The following is a 17,906-nucleotide window of genomic DNA, read 5'->3' on the forward strand; positions in this document are numbered from 1 at the left end:
GGGATGGCCTGCGGCCCTTCGGCACTGGTCATTCTCACCTCCGGCTTTCTCGTGAGGCGCGGCGCCCGGTCGGCGGCCGCAGGGGCATGATGGTCAGGGCGCTGCTGGGCGCGCGCCGACCGGTGTGGAACCGGGATATGGCGGTGCCGAAGACCATCGACTCCGCACCCAGCAGGATGGCATTGTTGTTCTCCTGCTCCCAGGTTCGCAGCCCGATATCCGACACGATGGCCCCGTCGGCCTGGCCGTCGCGGGCGTGGCGGCCGAAGGTGTCGCGCGCCAGGTGCCGCACCCGGGTGATGAGCGCGGTCGGTCCGTCGACCTCGGTATTGCCGGACATGATGCTCATCTGCATGCGGCTGCGCTGGTCCAGGTATTGCGCCTCCACCGCGATGCCGAGCGCGATCCGGGCGGGCACCCACCCGGCGTGCATCAGCTTGGCCACGTCCTGGCCGGGCAGCATCGCCGTGAACGGCTGCCGCGGCCGGTGTTCGGACGCGGCGCGCACCGCGGTGCCCAGGGCGACGAATTCCTGATTGCTCTGGCCCAGATGGGTGCGGGTCAGCCGCACTCCGATGACGCCGTCCGCGCCCATCGCGGCCGCCTCGGTGACCATCCGCGCCAGCGCGGTGTTGTACCCGTGATACAGCGCCTCGACGTAGGGCCGCAGATTCAGCGCGTTTCCGTACGACGCGATCGTCCCGAACGTGGTCATCCGGGTCCAGCCGATCCGCTGCACGATGCAGCCCATGACCTCCCCGACGGGAGTCAGCCCCACCGATTCGACCCCGACCGCGCCCGCCACCGGCAGCAGCGAGGTGCGCACGCCGGAGGCCGAGAACCGGGCCAGCCGGGTGCGCGCCGCCTCGGGCAGCCACGCCGCGTCCGTCACCGCCAACTCCTTCCCGCACAGGCCGATCCCGATCCATACTTCCACGCCTACGACCGAGGCGTCGAAACCCGGTCCTGGTGGCGGGCGGTCGCGACGGCGGCGACGGTGGCCAGGGCCAGGGTGATGACCAGGATGGCCGCCATGGGTGCGGGGCTGTGGGTGCCGAACAGCCCGACCGTGGGGGAGGCCACCGCGCCGAAGAGGAATTGCCCGCCGCCCAGCAGCGCGGACGTTGCGCCCGGCGCCGCTCGGCCGCGTTGCTGGCCGATGGTGACCACGGCGGGGAAGAAGGCGCCGAATGCGGTGATCGACAACAGAAGACAGCACCAGGTGACCCCCATGGGGCTACCGATCGTCACAGTGGTGAGCAGCAGCAAGGTCGGCCCGGTCAGCGCGAGCGCGGCGCTGGCGACGAGAAGTGTTTCCGGGGACCGATGTTTCACCAGTCGCCCGTATGCGAGGCTGCCCATCATATTGCCGACGGCGTTGACACCGTAGACCATGCTCGAGGCGGTGGGGCCGAGATGGTAGATGTCCTGGAATACGAAGGTGGTACCCGCGACATAGGTGAAAACCGCTGCGCCGCCGAAAGATATCGCGAGCGCGGGCCCCAGCACCCGTCCCCGGGCGACAAGTCCGCCGATGCCGCGTAACCCCGCGGTCATGCCACCGGACAGGCGCGCGTGCGGGGGATGTGATTCCGGGACCCACCGCCACACCCCCACGCCGAGCAGCACCCCGACGATCGCGAGCGCGATGAACAGTCCACGCCACGGAATGATCAGCAACAGCACCCCACCGGCCAGCGGCGCGAGAACCGGTGCGGCAGCACCGATTGCGCTCAGTCGCGAATATGTGATCGCGAGGTCGCGACCGGCGAACAGATCGGCGATCACGGCCCGGGCGACGACGATCCCCGCCCCGCCGCTGATGCCCTGCCCGCACCGGGCGATGTCGAGGACCGCCATCGTGGGAGCGAGGGCGCAGACGACGGAGAGCGTGGCGAACCCCAGGGTGCCCCACAGCAGCACCGGGCGTCGGCCGACCGTGTCGCTGAGCGGGCCCAGAACCAGTTGGCCGACAATGATTCCCGCCAGAAAGCCGGTCAGCGACAGCTGAGCGCCGGAGGCGTCGGTGCCCAGGGACGCGGCCATATCCGGTAGGGCGGGTATGTACATGTCCGTGGCCAGCGGCGAAACGCCACTGAGCCCGGCGAGGACTACCAGCAGGCGTATCCGGCCCCCGGATGATGACGATATCGCAAGTGCGGCAGTCGTTTCCGATCGCTGTGCGGTCATAGCGCGGGAGCCGCACCGTCGGGCCGGGACTGCGTCGCTGTGCCCTCGCCGGTGAGAGTGACCTCCGCCTCGGCCATTTCGCGCAGCAGGGTGGCGGCGATGCCGAGCACGCCGCGCTCGGCATCGGTGAGGGTGTGCCGCAGCGTGGCGGCCAGCCAGGCATTGCCGTCACGGACGTGCTCGCGCAACGCTTCTCGCCCGGCCTCGGTAATGGCGATGTCCTGTCGCCGGGCATCGGTGTCGCTGCGCGAGCGGCTGATCCGGCCGAGTTCGTGGAGTTCGTTGAGCACCCGGGTCAGCGACTGCGCCTGCAGGCCCTCGATGGCCGCCAGCCTCGACGCGGTCAGCGGACCGCTGTGTGCGAGATTCGCCAGCACCGACGCCGCCAGCCGGGTGAGCGGCCGGGCGCTGCCGGGTTGTTCGGCGCGCAGCCGCGAAGACAGCCGCGATACTCCCCATCGCAATGATTCGGCCAGCAGTAGATCGTCTGTGGTGTACCCGCCCCGGTTCTCCATCATTACAAGCTAAAGCTTGGAGTATTGCCCGTCAATCCCGAGTAACCGGGCAAGTATTGCCAAGATCTAGCTGATTATTCGGCTTCTCCAAGACGGAGAGGCCGGGGCCGCGGTCCGGGAGGGCGCTGCGAAAGAGAGACGTGGGTCACAATTATTGATAATGAAATCCGTTTTCATTACTCTGCTGCACAGCCGTAGCGCCGGTCGAGCGCATCCGGTCGAAACGTCAGCGCCCGTGGCTGTTTCGGGCGTGTCGAGGTCGCTGTTCACATCTGTGCCGAGGAGGAGTCATGTCAGCCGTTGTCGACGATCCGATCGTGCGCGAGGAGGGGGCCACGCGGCCGGGATGGTTCGTGAGCCCGCGCGTGGATATCGTGCTGGTGCTCGGGCTGGGTGCGCTGCTGTCGGTGATCCTGTCGCTGACGACCGTGCACAAGGGCGCGTTCCTGGTGGCGGCGGTCGCCTTCTCGGTGCTGTCGGATTATCCGCACGTGCTGGCGACGTCCGCCCGGATCTGGCTCGATCCCCGTGAGCGGCAACGGTATTGGCGGCACTACCTGGTGAGCTGGGTGGCGGTCGCGACGGTGCTGAGCGCGTTGATGTTCGGCGGCGCGACGGTGGTCGTGGTGGCGGTGTGGGCATACTGGCAGGTATTCCATGTGCTCAAACAGCATTTCGGGATCATCAATATCTATGCCGCCAAGAACGGCTACCGGGGGCCGCGGAATCTGTTGAAGTACAGCCTGTTCGCGGCGTGCCTGGCCCCGTTCGTCTACCGGGCGAGCCAGGGCCTGCACTTCTCCGACTATGTGGTGCTGGGGCACCGGCTGCCGTTCTCGGGGTTGACGATTCCGGCCCCGCCGCTCCCGATGCCGGTGGTTATCGCGTGCTTCGGTGTGGCGGCGGTGCTGGTGGCGCTGTTCGCGGCCGAGCAGGTGCGGCTGCGCCGCGCCGGGCAGCGCGGGCTGCCCGCCATGTCGTGGGCGACATTCGCGCTGGCCGTGGTCTCCTACAACCTGTCCTATCTGCTGGTGTCGGATCTGTTCGCGCTGATCCTGATCGCGACGACCACCCACAGCCTGCAATATCACCTCATCAACTGGACCCGTAACAACACCCGCTTCCGGCTGTCGGCCGACCCGGCCGAGCGCCGACTGCTGCTGGCCCGGTTGTCCAGCCGCCGCGCACTGCCGCTGTACGTGCTGGGCTTCGCGATCGTCGGTGTGGTCGCGGGGCAGCTGGATACGGTGCTACTGGGCGTGATTCCGCTGAGCTTCGTGTTCCACCACTTCTACATGGACGGCGCGCTGTGGAAGAGCAAGGGCAATCCCGAACTGGCCTACGATCTCGGTATCGCGGCGGCGAAATGATCTCCGTCCGGCTTGCCGAAAGCCCCGCGCAGCGTCGAGATTTCGTGCGATTACCGTGGCTCGTCAACGGCGCGGACCCGTCCTGGCGGCCGCCGCTGCGGCGGACGGTGGCGGCCGGTATGCGCGCGCGGTCCAACCCGTTCCACGCCGAGGCCGACATCGCCCACTTCGTCGCCTACCGGGACCGGCGGCCGGTCGGGCGCATCGCCGTCACGATCGATCACGAATACGTCCGCCGCTACGGCGCGTACGGCCTGTTCGGCTTCTTCGACTGCGTCGACGATCTCCCCGTGGCGCAGGCCCTGTTCGACGCGGCGCAGGGCTGGGCGGCCGACCGCGGGGCGGCCATGCTGACCGGCCCCTACAACTATTCGCCGCGGCACGATATGGGCCTGCTGGTCCAGGGTTTCGATCGGCCGCCGACGCTGATGCAGACGCACAATCCGGCCTACTACCCACAATTGCTGCGCGACTGCGGATTCGAGCGGCGCTTCGACACCACGACGTATCGGTGGACGCGAGACGAGCACGCGGAGCAGGCCGAGCGGCTGCGGCTGCGGGCACGAAAGGTGCTGCGGTCCAACCGGATCGGCGTGCGCGCACCCGATATGCGGAATTTCGGCGCGGAGGTGGAACTGCTGCGCCGCATCTACAACGAGTCGTTCCACGACCATCCCGAGCATGTGCCGATCACGGCGCCGGTATTCGCCGCCCTGGCGGGCGATCTCGAATCCGTGCTGGACCCCGCCCTGATCCGGATCGTGGAGGTGGACGGGCGGCCCAGCGGATTCTCGATGCTGGTCCCCGACGTCAACCAGGTCGTCCCGCGCTCGGGGCGGGTGACCCCCGCCCTGCTCGGCCGCCTGATGACCAAGCGGGACAACCGCATACGCGGCATCGATACCGCGGTGGTGGTGATGATCGGCGTCGCCCCCGAGCACACGGGACTGGGTGTGGGCCGGGTGGTGGCGGGCGAGGTCGCGGACGTGGTGCTGTCCGGGCGATACCGCCAGGTCACCACCACCTGGATCCATGAACGCAATCACTGGTCGAAAGCGCTGGTGGCGCAGATGAAGGCGGCACCGGCCAAGCGATACCGCGTCTACGAGAAGGCAATCGGATGAGCACAGCGACACTGGTGACCGGGGCCACCGGATGCCTGGGCGCCGCCCTGACCCGCGCGCTGCTCGACGACGGCGACCGGGTGGTGGTGCTGGCCCAGCCCGGCGCGGGACCGGGCGGGCTGCGAGACCTGCTCGACCACCTCGAGTTTCGCGCGGGCGACGTGACCGATCCCGAGGCGCTGACGACGGCGATGCACGGCATCGACCGCGTCTACCACCTGGCCGGGATCGCGGTGCCGTTGAACAGCGTGGCCGACCGCATGTGGCAGGTGAATACCGTCGGCTCCTACACGGTGGCGCGGGTGGCCGCGGCGGCCGGGGTGCGGCGGATGGTGCACGTCTCCTCCAGCGCCGCCATCGGCTACCCGCCGGACCACACCATCGCCGACGAGACCTTCGACACCCGGAACTCGGTGGCCGACACCGCGTACGGCACCACCAAGCGCTGGGGCGAGCGCCTCGTCCTCGACGCCGCGACCGACGATTTCGAGGTGGTCGTGGTCAATCCGGCCGCGGTGTACGCGCCCGGCGGCGACCCCCGCTGGGGCTGGTTGCGGCTGGTGCACGCGGCCCGCCGCGGACTGCTGCGCGCGGCGCCCACCGGCGGCACGGCGGTGTGCGCGGTCCGCGACTTCGTGGACGGCACCCGAAAGGCCATGCGGCACGGCCGATCCGGCCGCCGCTACATTCTCAACAGCGCCAACCTCGGCTACCGCGAGATCGGTGCGGCGCTGTCGATCGCGCTCGGGCGGCACCACCGCATCCGCGAGGTGCCCGCCCCCGCCCTGCGTGCCGTCGCCCGCGTCAATGCGGGGGTCGCCCGGCTGCGCACCGACCCGCTGCGCTCGTCGCTGCTGGTGCCCGAGAACGTCGACCTGATGACGCGGCGGCTCTACTACAGTCAGCGGCGCGCCGTCACCGAACTGGGCATGACCCAGACCCCGGTCGACCAGCTGTTCCGCGACCTGATCGGCACAGGTGCGCCGTGACCGCGACGACCACGACGGGATCGGAAGCGGCGCTGGGCATTTCGATGTCGGAGGCGCGGCGGCTGGTGATCGACCTGAAACGTCCGGCGCCGTGGATCTATTGGCCGGACCTGCTGGCGAGCGTGGCGGTCGGTGCGGCGGCGTTCGCGGCGTTCCCGGTGCGCGCGCCGCTGTCGCCGGTGGCGGCGGTGTGCGTGCTGGTGTCGGCGCTGGCGTTCTATCGCGCGGTGCTGTTCGTGCACGAGCTCGTGCACGCCGCCGCGGACCTGCGGGGTTTCACGCTGGTGTGGCATCTGCTGGTCGGAATCCCGTTCCTGGCACCGAAATTCGTGTACGAGTTCCATCGGGAACACCACGCCTCGCGAACCTACGGCACCGCGGCCGACGGCGAGTATGTCGACTACGCGACCGGTCCGTGGTGGCGGGTGCTGGCGACTCCGTGCACGGCGCTGGTGGGGCTGCCGGTGTTCATCCTGCGGTTCCTGGTGCTGGCGCCGCTGAGCTGGCTGGTGCCGCCGCTGCGCCGGTTCGTGCTCACCCGGGCCTCCGCCCTGGCCATCGACGCCGAATTCGTGCGCACGCTGCCCGACGGGCCGGTGCCGCGCCGCTGGATCGTCCAGGAGGCGGCGTGTTTCGGCTACTGCCTGACCATGGCGGCGCTGCTGGCCACCGGGCACCTTCCGCTCATCCGGTTCGCGCAGTTCTACGCCGTGATCACGGTGCTGCTGTTCGTGAACTGGCTGCGGGTGCTGGCGTCGCACCGCTACGAGGGCGGCGGCGCGCCGATGTCGTTCCCGGACCAGATCCTGGATTCGGTGGACCACACCTCGTTCCCGCTGCTGGCCGAGCTGTGGGCGCCGGTGGGGCTGCGCTATCACGCCGTGCATCACTTCTTCCCCTGGCTGCCGTATCACGCACTGCCGCAGGCACGTCGGCGGCTGGTGGCGGCCCTGCCCGCCGACGGCGGCTATCGGCACACGGCCGACCCGTCGCTGTGGGCCACCCTGCGCCGGTTACTGGCGCGGACGCGACGAGACGCGAAGGGAGCACTGCGGTGACCCGAGCACACGACCCGATCACCCGTCCGCACGAATCACGGGTGTCGGCCTATTCCCGGCGGCTGCCGATCGTCCCGGTCGAGGCCCGCGGCACTCGCGTGCGCGGCAGCGACGGCCGCTGGTACCGGGACTGCCTGGCCGCGGCCGGTGCGATGTCGCTGGGCTGGAACCATCCGGTGGTCACCGAGGCGATCCGGCGCACCCTCGATTCCGGAGAACCCCTGCTGTCGTTGGACTTTCACACCCCGGCGCGGGACGGGTTCGTCGAGGCCCTGCTCGGCACGCTGCCGCCCGGACTGGCCGACGACTGCGTGGTGCACCTGTGCGCACCCAGCGGAGCCAATGCCATCGAGGCGGCCCTGACGGTGGCCGAGATCGCCACGGGCGGAACCGAACACGTCGCGGTGCAGGGCGGCTTCCACGGTTGCAGCCGGGCCGCGCGGTCGGTGAGTTCCGGTGGGGGACTGCGGAAGCCGCGGCTGGCCCGCGTCCCCGACGTCCGATTCCTGCCCTTTCCGCAGGAGTATCGCTGCCCGTTCGGCGTCGGCGGCACGCAGAGCGTGGATCTGGCCGTGCGGGCGGTGCGCGAGACCTTCACCGACCCGCACGGCGGGCTCACCGCCCCGGCGTCCCTGCTCACCGAATTCGTTCTCGGCGAAGGGGGAGTCGTCGCGGCCCCGCCCCGCTGGGCGCGGGCGCTGCGGGAGGCCGCCGACGCCGCGGCAGTGCCGCTGATCGCCGACGAGATCCAGGCCGGTGTGTACCGCACCGGCCGGGCGTGGGCATTCCAGCACTGCGACGTCGAGCCCGACATGATCGCGATCTCCAAGGGCCTGGGCTCGGGAATCCCCGTGGCGGTGCTGGTGATTCGCCGCGAATTCGACGCGTGGGATCCGGGCGTGTTCACCGGAACCTTCCGCGGCAGCGCCCTGGCCTTCGCCGCGGCGACCGCGGTGCTGCGTTACGCCGCCGATAATCGGCTCGGCGACCACGTCACCGCGATGGGCGAACTGTTGCGCCAAGGGTTGACCGCGGTGGCCGCCTCGTCGGCGGTGATCGGCGAGGTGCGCACGGCCGGGCTCATGGCCGGGGTGGAGATCATCGACCCGGACGGGCCCGTCGACCCGCGCGCAATCGCGGCGCCGGGGACGGACCTGGCGGCGCGGATCCAGCGAGAGTGCCTGGACTCGGGCCTGATCGTGGAGACCGGCGGCCGCTACGGCAGCGTGATCCGCTTCCTGCCACCGCTGATCATCGACGCCGACGAGATCGCCGCCGTGGTCGACATCTTCGCCTCCGCCGTCGAACGGGTGGAGAACCGCCGCCGATCCGACCCCCTGGAGGTGCCGTGTCCGACCTGATGGTACGTCGAATCACCTTCGGTGACAGCGACTTCGGGCTCGCCAAAGCCTGGGAGTACGAGGTGTTCGGGCGCGAGAACGACTACACCGAACCGGCCGACGACGCGGCGGGGGAGATGGTGCACTACCGGCGCTGGGAGCGGTCCTCGGAGTTCTACGTCGGCTTCGCCGCCGACCGCGCCGATCCGGTCGCCGTGCTGCGGGCGCTGCGCTGGCATCCCGGCCTGGGCCACGACAGTTTCAGCACGCTCGCCGATCTGCGGGCCACCGACACCGGCCTGTACCCGGAATGGGAGCGGCGCTTCGACCGCATCGCGCCCGAGGCGGTCGCGGAACTGGCCACCCAGGCCGTGCGCCGGTCCCACCGCCGCCTCGGCGCGATCGACCAGCTGTGGGCGCATTTCGCCGACCGGCTCACCGCCGAGGGCGTGCGCTATGTCACCGTGGCACTGGTCGTGCCGCTGTTCGAGTGGTACCGGCTGGTTTTCGGCCCCGCCATCACCCAGATCGGCGCCCTGCTGCCCGACTATGTGGGCGCGGACAGCATCCCGGCGGTCCTCGACCTGCACCACCTGGCCTCCCTGCTACCGACAATGAAAGTGACGCAATGACATTCGAACCGGCCACCCAGCGCATCGACCGGGTGAGCATCGTGGACGCCCCCATCGACGCGGTGTGGGCGACCGTCACCTCCCCGGAGGGCATCAACGCCGAACTGCGCCCCTACCTGAAGATGACGGTGCCGGGACCGTTCCGGGGCCGCACCATCGCCGACATCGAACCGGGAACGCGCCTGGGCCGCAGCTACTTTCTGCTGTTCGGCGCGGTGCCCATCGATTTCGACGACATCACCGTCGCCGAGATCGATCCCGGCCGCCGGTTCCGCGAGCAGTCGACCATGATGTCGATGAGCCGGTGGGTGCACGAACGCACCCTGCGCCCGCTCGGCGAGGACCGCACCGAGGTCGTCGACGCGGTGTCGTTCGTCCCGCGCCTGCCCATGGGGCTGATCCCCGGCTGGGGCGCCGTGCTGCGGGCCTGCCTGTCGTTCCTGTTCGGTCACCGGCATCGCCGCCTACAGGCGCACCTGGCCGGTTCCGGGCCGGGAGCCGATCGATGACCGCCGGCGACGCGACCCCGGCCGTCCGCACCACCGAACTGTGCAAGACCTACCCGGGCGCGACCACCGGTGCGGTGAACGGCCTCGACCTGGAGATCCCGCGCGGCATCGTGTACTGCCTGCTCGGCCGCAACGGCGCGGGGAAGAGCACCACGATCCGCATGCTCACCACCCTGCTGCCGCCGTCGGCGGGAACCGCGGAGGTCCTGGGCGTGCCCCTGGAGGATGTGCGGCGGCTGCGCCCACTGATCGGGGTGGCGTTGCAGGAGGTGGCGCTGGACCCCTGGCTCGACACGCGCGAACAGCTCGAGTTCGGGCTCGCCCTGGCCGGATGGTCGCGGACCCGCCGCCGCGCCCGGGTCGCGGAGCTGATCGACCGATTCGGGCTGGGTGCGGTGGGGCGCAAGCGCATCGGCGCGCTGTCGGGCGGGATGCGCCGCCGCATCGATGTGGCGCTGGCGGTCTCGCACGATCCGCAGCTGCTGTTCCTGGACGAACCCTCCAGCGGCCTGGACATCGAGGGCAAGGACGAACTGTGGCGGGCCATCTCGGAGCTGCGGGACGAGGGCCGCACCGTCGTGCTCACCACCCACGATATGGAGGAGGCGGTCGCCCTGGCCGATCGGGTCGGCATCATCAAGGCGGGCACGCTGATCTCCTCCGGGCCCGCCGCGGAACTCACCCGGGCCCGCGGCGCCCGCGCGCGCATCGCCGCCGAACCCGCCGCCCACCGCGACGCGATCGACGACCTGCGCACCGCGGGTTTCGAGGTCGCCACCGAACACGCACGGACCGTCACGGTCGCACTCCCGGCCGCCAATGCCCGCGAAATCGCCCGTCTGACCGCGGTATTGGGCGGCAGCGGGCTGGCGGACTGTGAGGTGCGGGTGGACACCACCTCGCTGCGCGACGCGTTCCTGGAGGTCACCCGATGACGACGCTGCGGCTGTTCCTGCGCTATCTGGTGGTCGGGCTGCGGCAACCGGTGTTCGGGTTCGTCTTCCCGATCGTCTTCCCGGTGGTGCTGGTGATCTTCGTGCGCGCCATGTTCCAGCGGGTGGCGCAGCTGCCGGGCTTCCCCGTGCACTCCTACACCGCCTATATCGCGCCCGGGATCATCATGCTGATCCCGATGATCGGCTCCGGCTACGGCGCGAGCACCCTGCTCGAGGAGATCGGCTCCGGATTCGTGGATCGGCTTCGGCTGCAAGGGGTTTCCGCGCGCCAGGTGCTGACCGCCAAGATCGGTTTCGAGGCGGTCCGCATCCTGCCCGCCGGGCTGATCGTCATCGGGCTGCTCGCCGCCCTCGGCGCACCGCTGCGCGCCGGAGCGGTGACGGTGGTGGCGCTGCTGGCGCTCATGTGCCTGTGGTCGGCGGCCTACAGTTCGCTGTTCTACCTCGCCGCCGTGCGCACGCTGAACCCGCAGGCCCCGATCGCCCTGCTGCCGTTGGCCTTACCGGTGCTGTTCGTCAGCCAGGCCCTGATGCCGACCACCTTCCTGGCCGACTGGTTGCGCATGGCGATCGACGTCAACCCGTTCTCGCACGTGGTCGCCGCCGCGGCCACGCTCATGTACGGCGCCTTCGACCCGGTGCGGCTGCTGATCGGGATCGCCGTCGCCGCAGCGGTTCTCGTCGTGCTGCACCTGCTGCTGATGCGGCTGGTGCGCCGCCGCATCGGCCTGTGAACAGATCCGAAAGGAGTGGAGCTGTGACCGTCACCGTCGAACAGACCCTGCACGACATCCTCGTCGACGATCTCGAATTGTCCCCCGAGGAGCTGCATCCCGACGCCGATCTCGTCGCGGACCTGGGTTTCGACTCGCTGTCGTTCGCCACCGGTGTCGCCGAGATCCGCGACCGGCTGGGGGTGACGCTGACCAAGGACGCCGTCTTCTCCTGCCGCACCCTCGGCGATCTGCAACGGCTGGTGTCCGGTGCGCTGGCCGCCTGACCCGATTCGACGAAAAGGATTGAATACCAGGTGAATCGGTTCACGATCGCACTCATCGACAGTGCCGCCCGCGGCGACAACGGAATCCGCACCGGCGACCCGGCCGCGCTCTCCCGCACCTCGTGGCGGGCGGTGCACGCCGAGGCCCGCCGCATCGCCGGTGGCCTGGTCGAGGCGGGGCTGCGCCGCGGCGGCGCGGTCGCCGTGCTGGCCGCCGCACCGGCCGATATCGCCCCACTGGTGCAGGGCATTTGGCTCGCGGGCGGCACCGTCACCATGCTGCACCAGCCGACGCCGCGCGCCGATCTCGCCGACTGGGCCGCCGACACCCGCCGCGCCCTGGCCGTGATCGACGCCGAGATCGTGGTATTGGGCGCGCCTTTCGAGGCCGTGCGGGACCCGGCCGTACCGGCGCGCTGGATCACGGTGGACGAGCTGCGAACCGGCCCGGACATGGATCCGGTGGCCACCGCGGACGCGGATCTGGCGTTCCTGCAACTGACTTCGGGCTCGACGGGTGCGCCCAAGGCCGTCGCCGTCAGCTACGCCAATATGTACGCCAATATCCGCGCCATGGAATTCGTCTCGCTGATCAGCGTGCGCCGCGACGTCATGGTCAGCTGGCTGCCGTTGTTCCACGACATGGGCATGATGGGCTTCCTGGTCGCGCCGATGTTCCTCGGCGTCGACCTGATCTCGGTGACCCCGGCCGATTTCCTGACCTCCCCGCTGATCTGGGCGCGGCTGGTGAGCGAACACGGCGGAACCATGTCCGCCGCACCGAATTTCGCCTACGGGCTGCTGGCCCGCAAGCTCGGCCGCGCTCCCGACGGCGCGTACGATCTCTCGTCCCTGCGTTTCGCGCTCAATGGCGCCGAACCCATCGATCACGCTGTCGTGCAACGATTCCTGACCGCCGGGGCCCGCTTCGGGCTGCGCCCGGAGGCGATCGTGCCCGCGTACGGCATGGCGGAGGCGACCTTGGCGGTGTCGTTCGCCCGGCCCGGCACCGGGGCCGCCCTGGACCGGGTGGATCCGGCGGAACTGCGGTCCGATGGTCGTGCCGTGGACTCGACCGCCGACGATGCCGCCACCCATGTCCGCCTCGGCACGCCACTGCCCGGGATCGAGGTGCGGGTGCGCGCCGAATCCGGTGCCCTGGCGGCGATCCGGGAGGTCGGCGAGCTCGAGGTGCGCGGGGACAGCATTATTCGCCGCTACCGGACCGCCGACGGATTCGTCGACGCCGTGGACGAGTCCGGCTGGCTGGCCACCGGCGATCTCGGCTACCTGACCGAGGACCGCCAGATCGTGGTGTGCGGGCGCAAGAAGGACATGCTGATCGTCTCCGGGCGCAACATCTTCCCGGTCGATGTGGAGCGCCTCGCCGCCGGGGTGGCGGGCGTGCGGGCCGGGAACGCGGTGGCCGTCCGCACCGCCGACGCCTCCGAATCGTTCGCCGTGATCGTGGAATCGGCGGACACCGAACGCGCCCGCATCGCCCGCGAGGTCGCGACCCGCGTTCAGGCCGGGCTCGGTGTGGGCCCGCGCCGCGTGGAAGTGGTTGCGCCGGGCCGTCTTCCGAAGACACCGTCGGGCAAGCTGCGGCGCCTGGACGCGGCGGCGCTGCTGGCCGAGGGCCCGATCGGGTGCTGAATTCGGTGCGCACGCTCGGCCGGACCACCCTGCTGGCGGCCGACGCGCTGGGCTGGCTCGTCCGCGATGTGGCCGCGGGGCGGGTGCCGTGGCGCGACATGCTCGCGCAGGGCTGGTTCATCGTCGGCGTCACGGTCGTGCCCGCGGTGTTCGTCGCGGTGCCGTTCGGGGTGATCATCTCGGTGCAGGTGGGGCAGCTGACCCAGCAGATCGGCGCCACCTCCCTGGCCGGTGCCGCGGCCGGGATCGGTGTGGTCCGCCAGGGCGCGCCGCTGGTGGCTGCGCTGCTGCTGGGCGGCGCGGCGGGGGCGGCGATCGCCGCCGACCTCGGCTCCCGCACCATTCGCGAGGAGATCGACGCCATGCGGGTGATGGGCATCGACCCGGTGCGGCGACTGCTGGTGCCGCGGCTGGCCGCCATGGTCGCGGTCGCGCCGCTGCTGTGCGTGGTGATCGTGTTCATGGGGCTGGCGACCGGCTACGTCATCAATGTCGGCGTGCAGCACGGGACGGCGGGCGGGTATCTGTCCTCGATCGCGGCCTTCGTGACCGTCTCGGACCTGATTGTCGCCCTGGCGAAGTCGGCGCTGTTCGGGTTCGTGGTGGTGGTGCTCGCCGGGCAGCGCGGGCTGTCGGCCAGCGCGGGACCCAAGGGGGTGGCCGATGCGGTGAACGCGTCGGTGGTGCTCGGCGTGGTCGTCACGTTCTGCCTGAATCTCGTGCTGACGCAGGCGCTGTCGGTGTTCGGCGAGCGAGTGGTGCGGTGATCGCGCAACTACCGCGGCCGCCGATCGGTAGTGCGGTGCGGCCGTTGGGAAACGGATTGGAACGGCTCGGGCATCAGCTCGATTTCGGCGGGCGCGTGCTCGCCTCGCTCCCGCACGCGGCCCGCGCCTATCGCCGCCAGACCATGATCGCCCTGACCGATATCGTCTGGGGCGCAGGCAGTCTGGTGGTGGGCGGCGGCACCGCCGCGGTGCTGATCTTCCTCGGTCTCGCTATCGGCGGCTCGGTCGGCGTGGAGGGGCTGGACACCCTGAACAGGGTCGGGATGGGACCGCTGACCGGCTTCGTCTCCGCCTACGCCAACACCCGGGAACTGGCCCCGATCGTGGCCGCCGTCGGATTCGCGGCCCAGGCCGGGTGCCGGATGACCGCCGAGATCGGGGCCATGCGCATTGCCGAGGAGATCGACGCCCTCGAGGCGCTGGCCGTGCGGCCGATCGCCTTCGTCGTCGCGACCCGCGTGCTCGCGGGGGTGCTCACCATCGTGCCGCTGTTCCTCATCGCGCTCGTCATGGCCTACCTGGCGTGCGCGACCGCGGTGAACCTCGTGCACGGGCAGTCGCCGGGCACCTACTTCCACTATTTCGGCGCGTTCCTGCGGCCCGCGGATGTGGCGTGCGCGGTGCTCAAGGCGGTCGTCCTGGTGGCGGTGGTCATCGTGATCCACTGCTATCACGGGTTTTTCGCCTCCGGCGGCCCGGAGGGGGTGGGCCGCGCCTGCGGGCACGCCATTCGCGCCAGCCTGGTCGCGGTGATCGTGGTCGACATGGTGCTGACCACCCTGTTCTGGGGCGCGGACAGCGGAATCAGGATCTCCGGGTGAGCGGGGAACGCGCGGCGCTGCGTCGCCGGGGCGCGGCGGTGCTGACCGCGGCGGCGATCGTGGCGACGGTGGTCCTCGCCCACGCGCAGGGCCGCTTCCGCGACGGAACAGATCTGGTCGTGGAGGCGCCGGCGGTGGCCGATGGGCTGGCCGCGGGATCGGAGGTGACCTTCCACGGCATGGTCGTCGGCACCGTCCGGCAGGTCACCGTCGCCGCGGACGACACCCGGCGCGTCCGCCTGCGTCTCGACCCCGGACCCGCGGCGGCCGTCCCCGCGGCGGTCGCCGCCCGATTCACCTCCGCCAATGTCTTCGGCACGCCCGCAATCGAATTGGTGCCGCAGGGCGACGGACCGCGGATCGGCGACCACGCCCGGATACCGCTCGCGGCCGATGCGGACCTCGGGTCCAGCACGGCGGTGCTCCAGCACTCCGGGCGGCTGACGGCGGTGCTCGACTCCCCGCAGGTGCGCCGACTGCTGGACCTGGCGGCCCGCGATCCGGGAACGCTGGCCCCGGCCGTGGACGCCGTCACCGGGCTGGCGCGGGCGGTGGCCGCGAACCGGCGCGGCGATATCGCGCACTACCTGCGCATTGCCGGGAACCTCGGGCACGGGGCGGCCGATCTGGAACCGGCGATGGCGCACGCGCTGGTCGCCCTGCTCGATCAGAGCGCCTACTTCGACGACGAGGCCAATCGCGCCCGCACCCGTAAGGCCATCGCGGGTCTGAGCCGAGAATTCCTGCCCGGCTACGCGACCCTGTTCGGCGGCAATCTCGACTCGTTCACCCAGATCCTCGCCGTCGTCATGGATCTCGGTGTGCCGCTGGGCATGTCGTACGGCAGCCTGGCGCCCGCCTACGGGCGGCTGCCGGAGCTGATGGATCGGATCGGCGCGGCGTTCCCGGTGGTGGACGGGCGAGTGCAGTTGCAGCTGCGGATCATTGCCGACACCATGCCGCAGATCGCGCGCTCGGTGACCGGGCCGGAGGCGCCCCGATGATCCGGGTGCGCGGCCCGGCACTGAAATTGGGCGTTTTCGTCGTGCTCGTCGGCCTGTGCCTCGGCGTCCTGCTCACGACGCTGCGCGGACCCCGGCCCGGCGGCACCGGGTACGCGGCCGTCTTCGCCGACGCGTCCGGGCTGGCGGTCGGCGACGCCGTGCGCATGTCCGGCGTGCAGGTGGGCAGGGTGACGGCCATCGCGGTGACCGGCGATGCCACGGCGCGGGTGCGGTTCTCGGTCGACGCCGGGCGGCTGCACGCCACCACCGGCGCCGCGATCCGCTACCAAACCCTGCTCGGGCAGCGATATCTGGAGCTGACCGAACCCGACCCGCCCGGCCCCCCGCTGCCCGCGGGCGCCACCATCCCGCTCGACCGCACGGTACCCGGCTTCGATGTGACCCGGCTGTTCAACGGGTTCAAGCCGCTGTTCGCCACGCTGGACACCGCGCAACTGAATCGGCTCGCGGAGAATCTGCTGCACGTGGTGCAAGGCGACGGTGCCGGTATCGGACCCGTGCTCGACGATCTGCATGCGTTGCTGCGCTTCGCCACCGATCGCGATGCGGTCGTGGCGCTGCTGGTGCGCAATCTCGGGGACATCGCCGACGAGATCGGCGGCAAATCGGAGCGGGTGGGCGCGCTCATCCAGCAGGTGGCCGGGATCATCGGCGTATTCAGCGGGCGGGCCCACGAATTGGTGGAATCGCTGCGGACCGCCGCGCACGGCCTGGAACCCGATGTCGGCATCCTCACCGAACTGGAGTCGCTGTATGACGACACCTCGCAGCCACTGCTGGATCTGGTGCGCCGGTCGGTTCCGAGCAGCGACCAACTGGCCCAGCTGATTTCGCTGGTTCCGGCATTGATCCGCGGCCTGAACGCCCACTATCCGGCCGCCGGGCAGGCCGATTTCACCTGTTCCTCGTCCGTGGTGGCACCGCCCGATATCGGCGCGGCGGTGCTGGCGACCCAACATCTGGTGGTGTGCTCATGAGACGTGACCGTACCGAGCGTCGACGCGAAATCCGGTGGGGCATAACGGCATCCGTATTGGCTGTGGTCGCGCTGATCGGACTCGGCCTGGTTCGGTTCGTGTCCGTGGGGGAGGACACGCACGTGGCCGAGTTCGGCAGCTCCGGCGGGCTGCGGTCCGGCGACGAGGTCCGGATCGCCGGGGTCCGGGTGGGCCGGGTGCGCTCGGTCGACCTGGCCGGTGACCACGTCCGGGTCGGATTCACCGTGACCTCGGGCACTCGGGTCGGAGACCGTTCCGCCGCCCAGGTGCGCCTGCTCGCACCCACCGGCGGGCACTACCTCGCGCTGGACCCCTCCGGAACGAAACCACTGGGGAATCAACCGATTCCGCGAGCTCGGACCGGCACACCCTACGAGCTCACCGATGTGGTCGAGCATGCGACATCGCCGCTGCGGGATACCGACGGCCAGACCCTGCGGACCACCATGGCGGAACTGGACAGGGCGCTCGCCGACCGACCCGACACCGTCCGGGGCATCCTCACCGACCTGAACCAGCTCGTCGGAGTCGTTGCGGCACAATCGGACCGACTCGACCGCGCCGTCGCCGTCTCCGACGAATACATCGCCGCCACCGCCGACGACCGCGCGGTCCTCGCCGACTTCGTCCGCCGAATGGGCGCGATCTCCACCGAACTGGGCCAAGGCAAAACCGAAGTGATCCGAGCCTTCCAACTCCTACGCCGCCTGATCGAGGTAACCCACCGCCCGATCATGACCTACGCCGACCAGGCGGAACCGATTGTGCACCAGCTCGAACAGCTACTCGCCAAGGTCCACGACGCCCCCGAACGACTGGACTCGGCAATCGCGGGCATCGACGAATTCGTCCGCAAGGTGGGGCCGTTGGTAGGTGCCGGGCCTGGACCAGTTGGTGCTCGTATATGCGTGCCCGCGCAAGGAAGGCAGTGCTGA

General features: G+C 70.4%; 19 protein-coding genes. 16 read left to right on the plus strand and 3 right to left on the minus strand.

All coding sequences use genetic code 11. The annotated features are described in order from the left end of the window. Nucleotides 1-34 precede the first annotated feature (34 nt). The 3 genes from HPY32_RS10105 to HPY32_RS10115 are packed head-to-tail and all read right to left on the minus strand — an operon-like array spanning nucleotide 35 to nucleotide 2,708. A complete protein-coding gene (locus tag HPY32_RS10105; RefSeq protein ID WP_197696560.1) occupies nucleotides 35-892 on the minus strand; it encodes a heavy metal-binding domain-containing protein in 858 nt (285 codons plus the stop codon). Nucleotides 893-939: 47 nt separating this feature from the next. Continuing rightward, nucleotides 940-2,190 carry a Bcr/CflA family efflux MFS transporter gene (locus HPY32_RS10110; RefSeq protein WP_067590883.1) on the minus strand — a complete coding sequence of 417 codons (1,251 nt, stop codon included), beginning with the start codon at nucleotides 2,188-2,190 and terminating at the stop codon, nucleotides 940-942. Then, nucleotides 2,187-2,708, minus strand: coding sequence for a MarR family winged helix-turn-helix transcriptional regulator (locus HPY32_RS10115; protein WP_231951745.1), 522 nt, complete (start codon nucleotides 2,706-2,708; stop codon nucleotides 2,187-2,189). The genes HPY32_RS10110 and HPY32_RS10115 overlap by 4 nt, the downstream gene beginning before the upstream one ends. Before the next feature lie 287 nt (nucleotides 2,709-2,995). Here HPY32_RS10115 and HPY32_RS10120 point away from each other — a divergent pair, with 287 nt between their 5' ends. Genes HPY32_RS10120 through HPY32_RS10195 form a run of 16 tightly spaced genes read left to right on the plus strand, consistent with a single transcriptional unit; the run spans nucleotide 2,996 to nucleotide 17,906 of the window. Next, complete coding sequence (locus tag HPY32_RS10120; RefSeq protein ID WP_067590879.1) at nucleotides 2,996-4,075, plus strand: hypothetical protein; 1,080 nt, start codon at nucleotides 2,996-2,998, stop codon at nucleotides 4,073-4,075. 44 nt (nucleotides 4,076-4,119) lie between these two features. Next, the gene (locus tag HPY32_RS10125; protein WP_156674579.1) at nucleotides 4,120-5,199 is read left to right on the plus strand and encodes an N-acetyltransferase; all 1,080 of its coding nucleotides are present in this window, start codon (nucleotides 4,120-4,122) and stop codon (nucleotides 5,197-5,199) included. Continuing rightward, the gene (locus HPY32_RS10130; protein ID WP_067590873.1) at nucleotides 5,196-6,188 is read left to right on the plus strand and encodes an NAD-dependent epimerase/dehydratase family protein; all 993 of its coding nucleotides are present in this window, start codon (nucleotides 5,196-5,198) and stop codon (nucleotides 6,186-6,188) included. The genes HPY32_RS10125 and HPY32_RS10130 overlap by 4 nt, the downstream gene beginning before the upstream one ends. 44 nt (nucleotides 6,189-6,232) lie before the next feature. Beyond that, the gene (locus tag HPY32_RS10135; protein ID WP_082871889.1) at nucleotides 6,233-7,246 is read left to right on the plus strand and encodes a fatty acid desaturase; all 1,014 of its coding nucleotides are present in this window, start codon (nucleotides 6,233-6,235) and stop codon (nucleotides 7,244-7,246) included. Next, a complete protein-coding gene (locus tag HPY32_RS10140) occupies nucleotides 7,243-8,607 on the plus strand; it encodes an aminotransferase class III-fold pyridoxal phosphate-dependent enzyme (protein WP_231951742.1) in 1,365 nt (454 codons plus the stop codon). Before HPY32_RS10135 ends, HPY32_RS10140 begins: the two co-directional genes overlap by 4 nt. Continuing rightward, nucleotides 8,595-9,218, plus strand: coding sequence for a hypothetical protein (locus HPY32_RS10145; protein WP_231951740.1), 624 nt, complete (start codon nucleotides 8,595-8,597; stop codon nucleotides 9,216-9,218). The genes HPY32_RS10140 and HPY32_RS10145 overlap by 13 nt, the downstream gene beginning before the upstream one ends. Next, a complete protein-coding gene (locus HPY32_RS10150; protein ID WP_067590867.1) occupies nucleotides 9,215-9,727 on the plus strand; it encodes an Rv1443c family protein in 513 nt (170 codons plus the stop codon). Before HPY32_RS10145 ends, HPY32_RS10150 begins: the two co-directional genes overlap by 4 nt. Then, nucleotides 9,724-10,662, plus strand: a complete 939-nt coding sequence (locus tag HPY32_RS10155; protein WP_067590864.1) for an ABC transporter ATP-binding protein — start codon at nucleotides 9,724-9,726, stop codon at nucleotides 10,660-10,662. Before HPY32_RS10150 ends, HPY32_RS10155 begins: the two co-directional genes overlap by 4 nt. Continuing rightward, on the plus strand, nucleotides 10,659-11,417 hold the full coding sequence (locus HPY32_RS10160; protein ID WP_067590861.1) for an ABC transporter permease: 759 nt from the start codon (nucleotides 10,659-10,661) through the stop codon (nucleotides 11,415-11,417). The genes HPY32_RS10155 and HPY32_RS10160 overlap by 4 nt, the downstream gene beginning before the upstream one ends. Nucleotides 11,418-11,440: 23 nt before the next feature. Then, complete coding sequence (locus HPY32_RS10165) at nucleotides 11,441-11,683, plus strand: phosphopantetheine-binding protein (RefSeq protein ID WP_156674578.1); 243 nt, start codon at nucleotides 11,441-11,443, stop codon at nucleotides 11,681-11,683. A gap of 30 nt (nucleotides 11,684-11,713) precedes the next feature. Then, nucleotides 11,714-13,339 (plus strand): fatty acyl-AMP ligase, encoded by a 1,626-nt coding sequence (locus HPY32_RS10170; RefSeq protein WP_171982773.1) that lies wholly within the window; start codon nucleotides 11,714-11,716, stop codon nucleotides 13,337-13,339. Beyond that, nucleotides 13,333-14,106: an MlaE family ABC transporter permease gene (locus tag HPY32_RS10175; RefSeq protein WP_067590851.1), complete on the plus strand. Its 774-nt coding sequence runs from the start codon at nucleotides 13,333-13,335 to the stop codon at nucleotides 14,104-14,106. The genes HPY32_RS10170 and HPY32_RS10175 overlap by 7 nt, the downstream gene beginning before the upstream one ends. Next, on the plus strand, nucleotides 14,106-14,948 hold the full coding sequence (locus tag HPY32_RS10180) for an ABC transporter permease (RefSeq protein ID WP_067596027.1): 843 nt from the start codon (nucleotides 14,106-14,108) through the stop codon (nucleotides 14,946-14,948). The genes HPY32_RS10175 and HPY32_RS10180 overlap by 1 nt, the downstream gene beginning before the upstream one ends. After that, a complete protein-coding gene (locus HPY32_RS10185; RefSeq protein WP_171982774.1) occupies nucleotides 14,945-15,952 on the plus strand; it encodes an MlaD family protein in 1,008 nt (335 codons plus the stop codon). The genes HPY32_RS10180 and HPY32_RS10185 overlap by 4 nt, the downstream gene beginning before the upstream one ends. Then, complete coding sequence (locus HPY32_RS10190; protein ID WP_067590848.1) at nucleotides 15,949-16,950, plus strand: MCE family protein; 1,002 nt, start codon at nucleotides 15,949-15,951, stop codon at nucleotides 16,948-16,950. Before HPY32_RS10185 ends, HPY32_RS10190 begins: the two co-directional genes overlap by 4 nt. Continuing rightward, nucleotides 16,947-17,906, plus strand: a complete 960-nt coding sequence (locus HPY32_RS10195; RefSeq protein ID WP_067596028.1) for an MlaD family protein — start codon at nucleotides 16,947-16,949, stop codon at nucleotides 17,904-17,906. The genes HPY32_RS10190 and HPY32_RS10195 overlap by 4 nt, the downstream gene beginning before the upstream one ends.

The organism is Nocardia terpenica (assembly GCF_013186535.1).
Classification (GTDB): Bacteria; Actinomycetota; Actinomycetes; order Mycobacteriales; family Mycobacteriaceae; genus Nocardia; species Nocardia terpenica.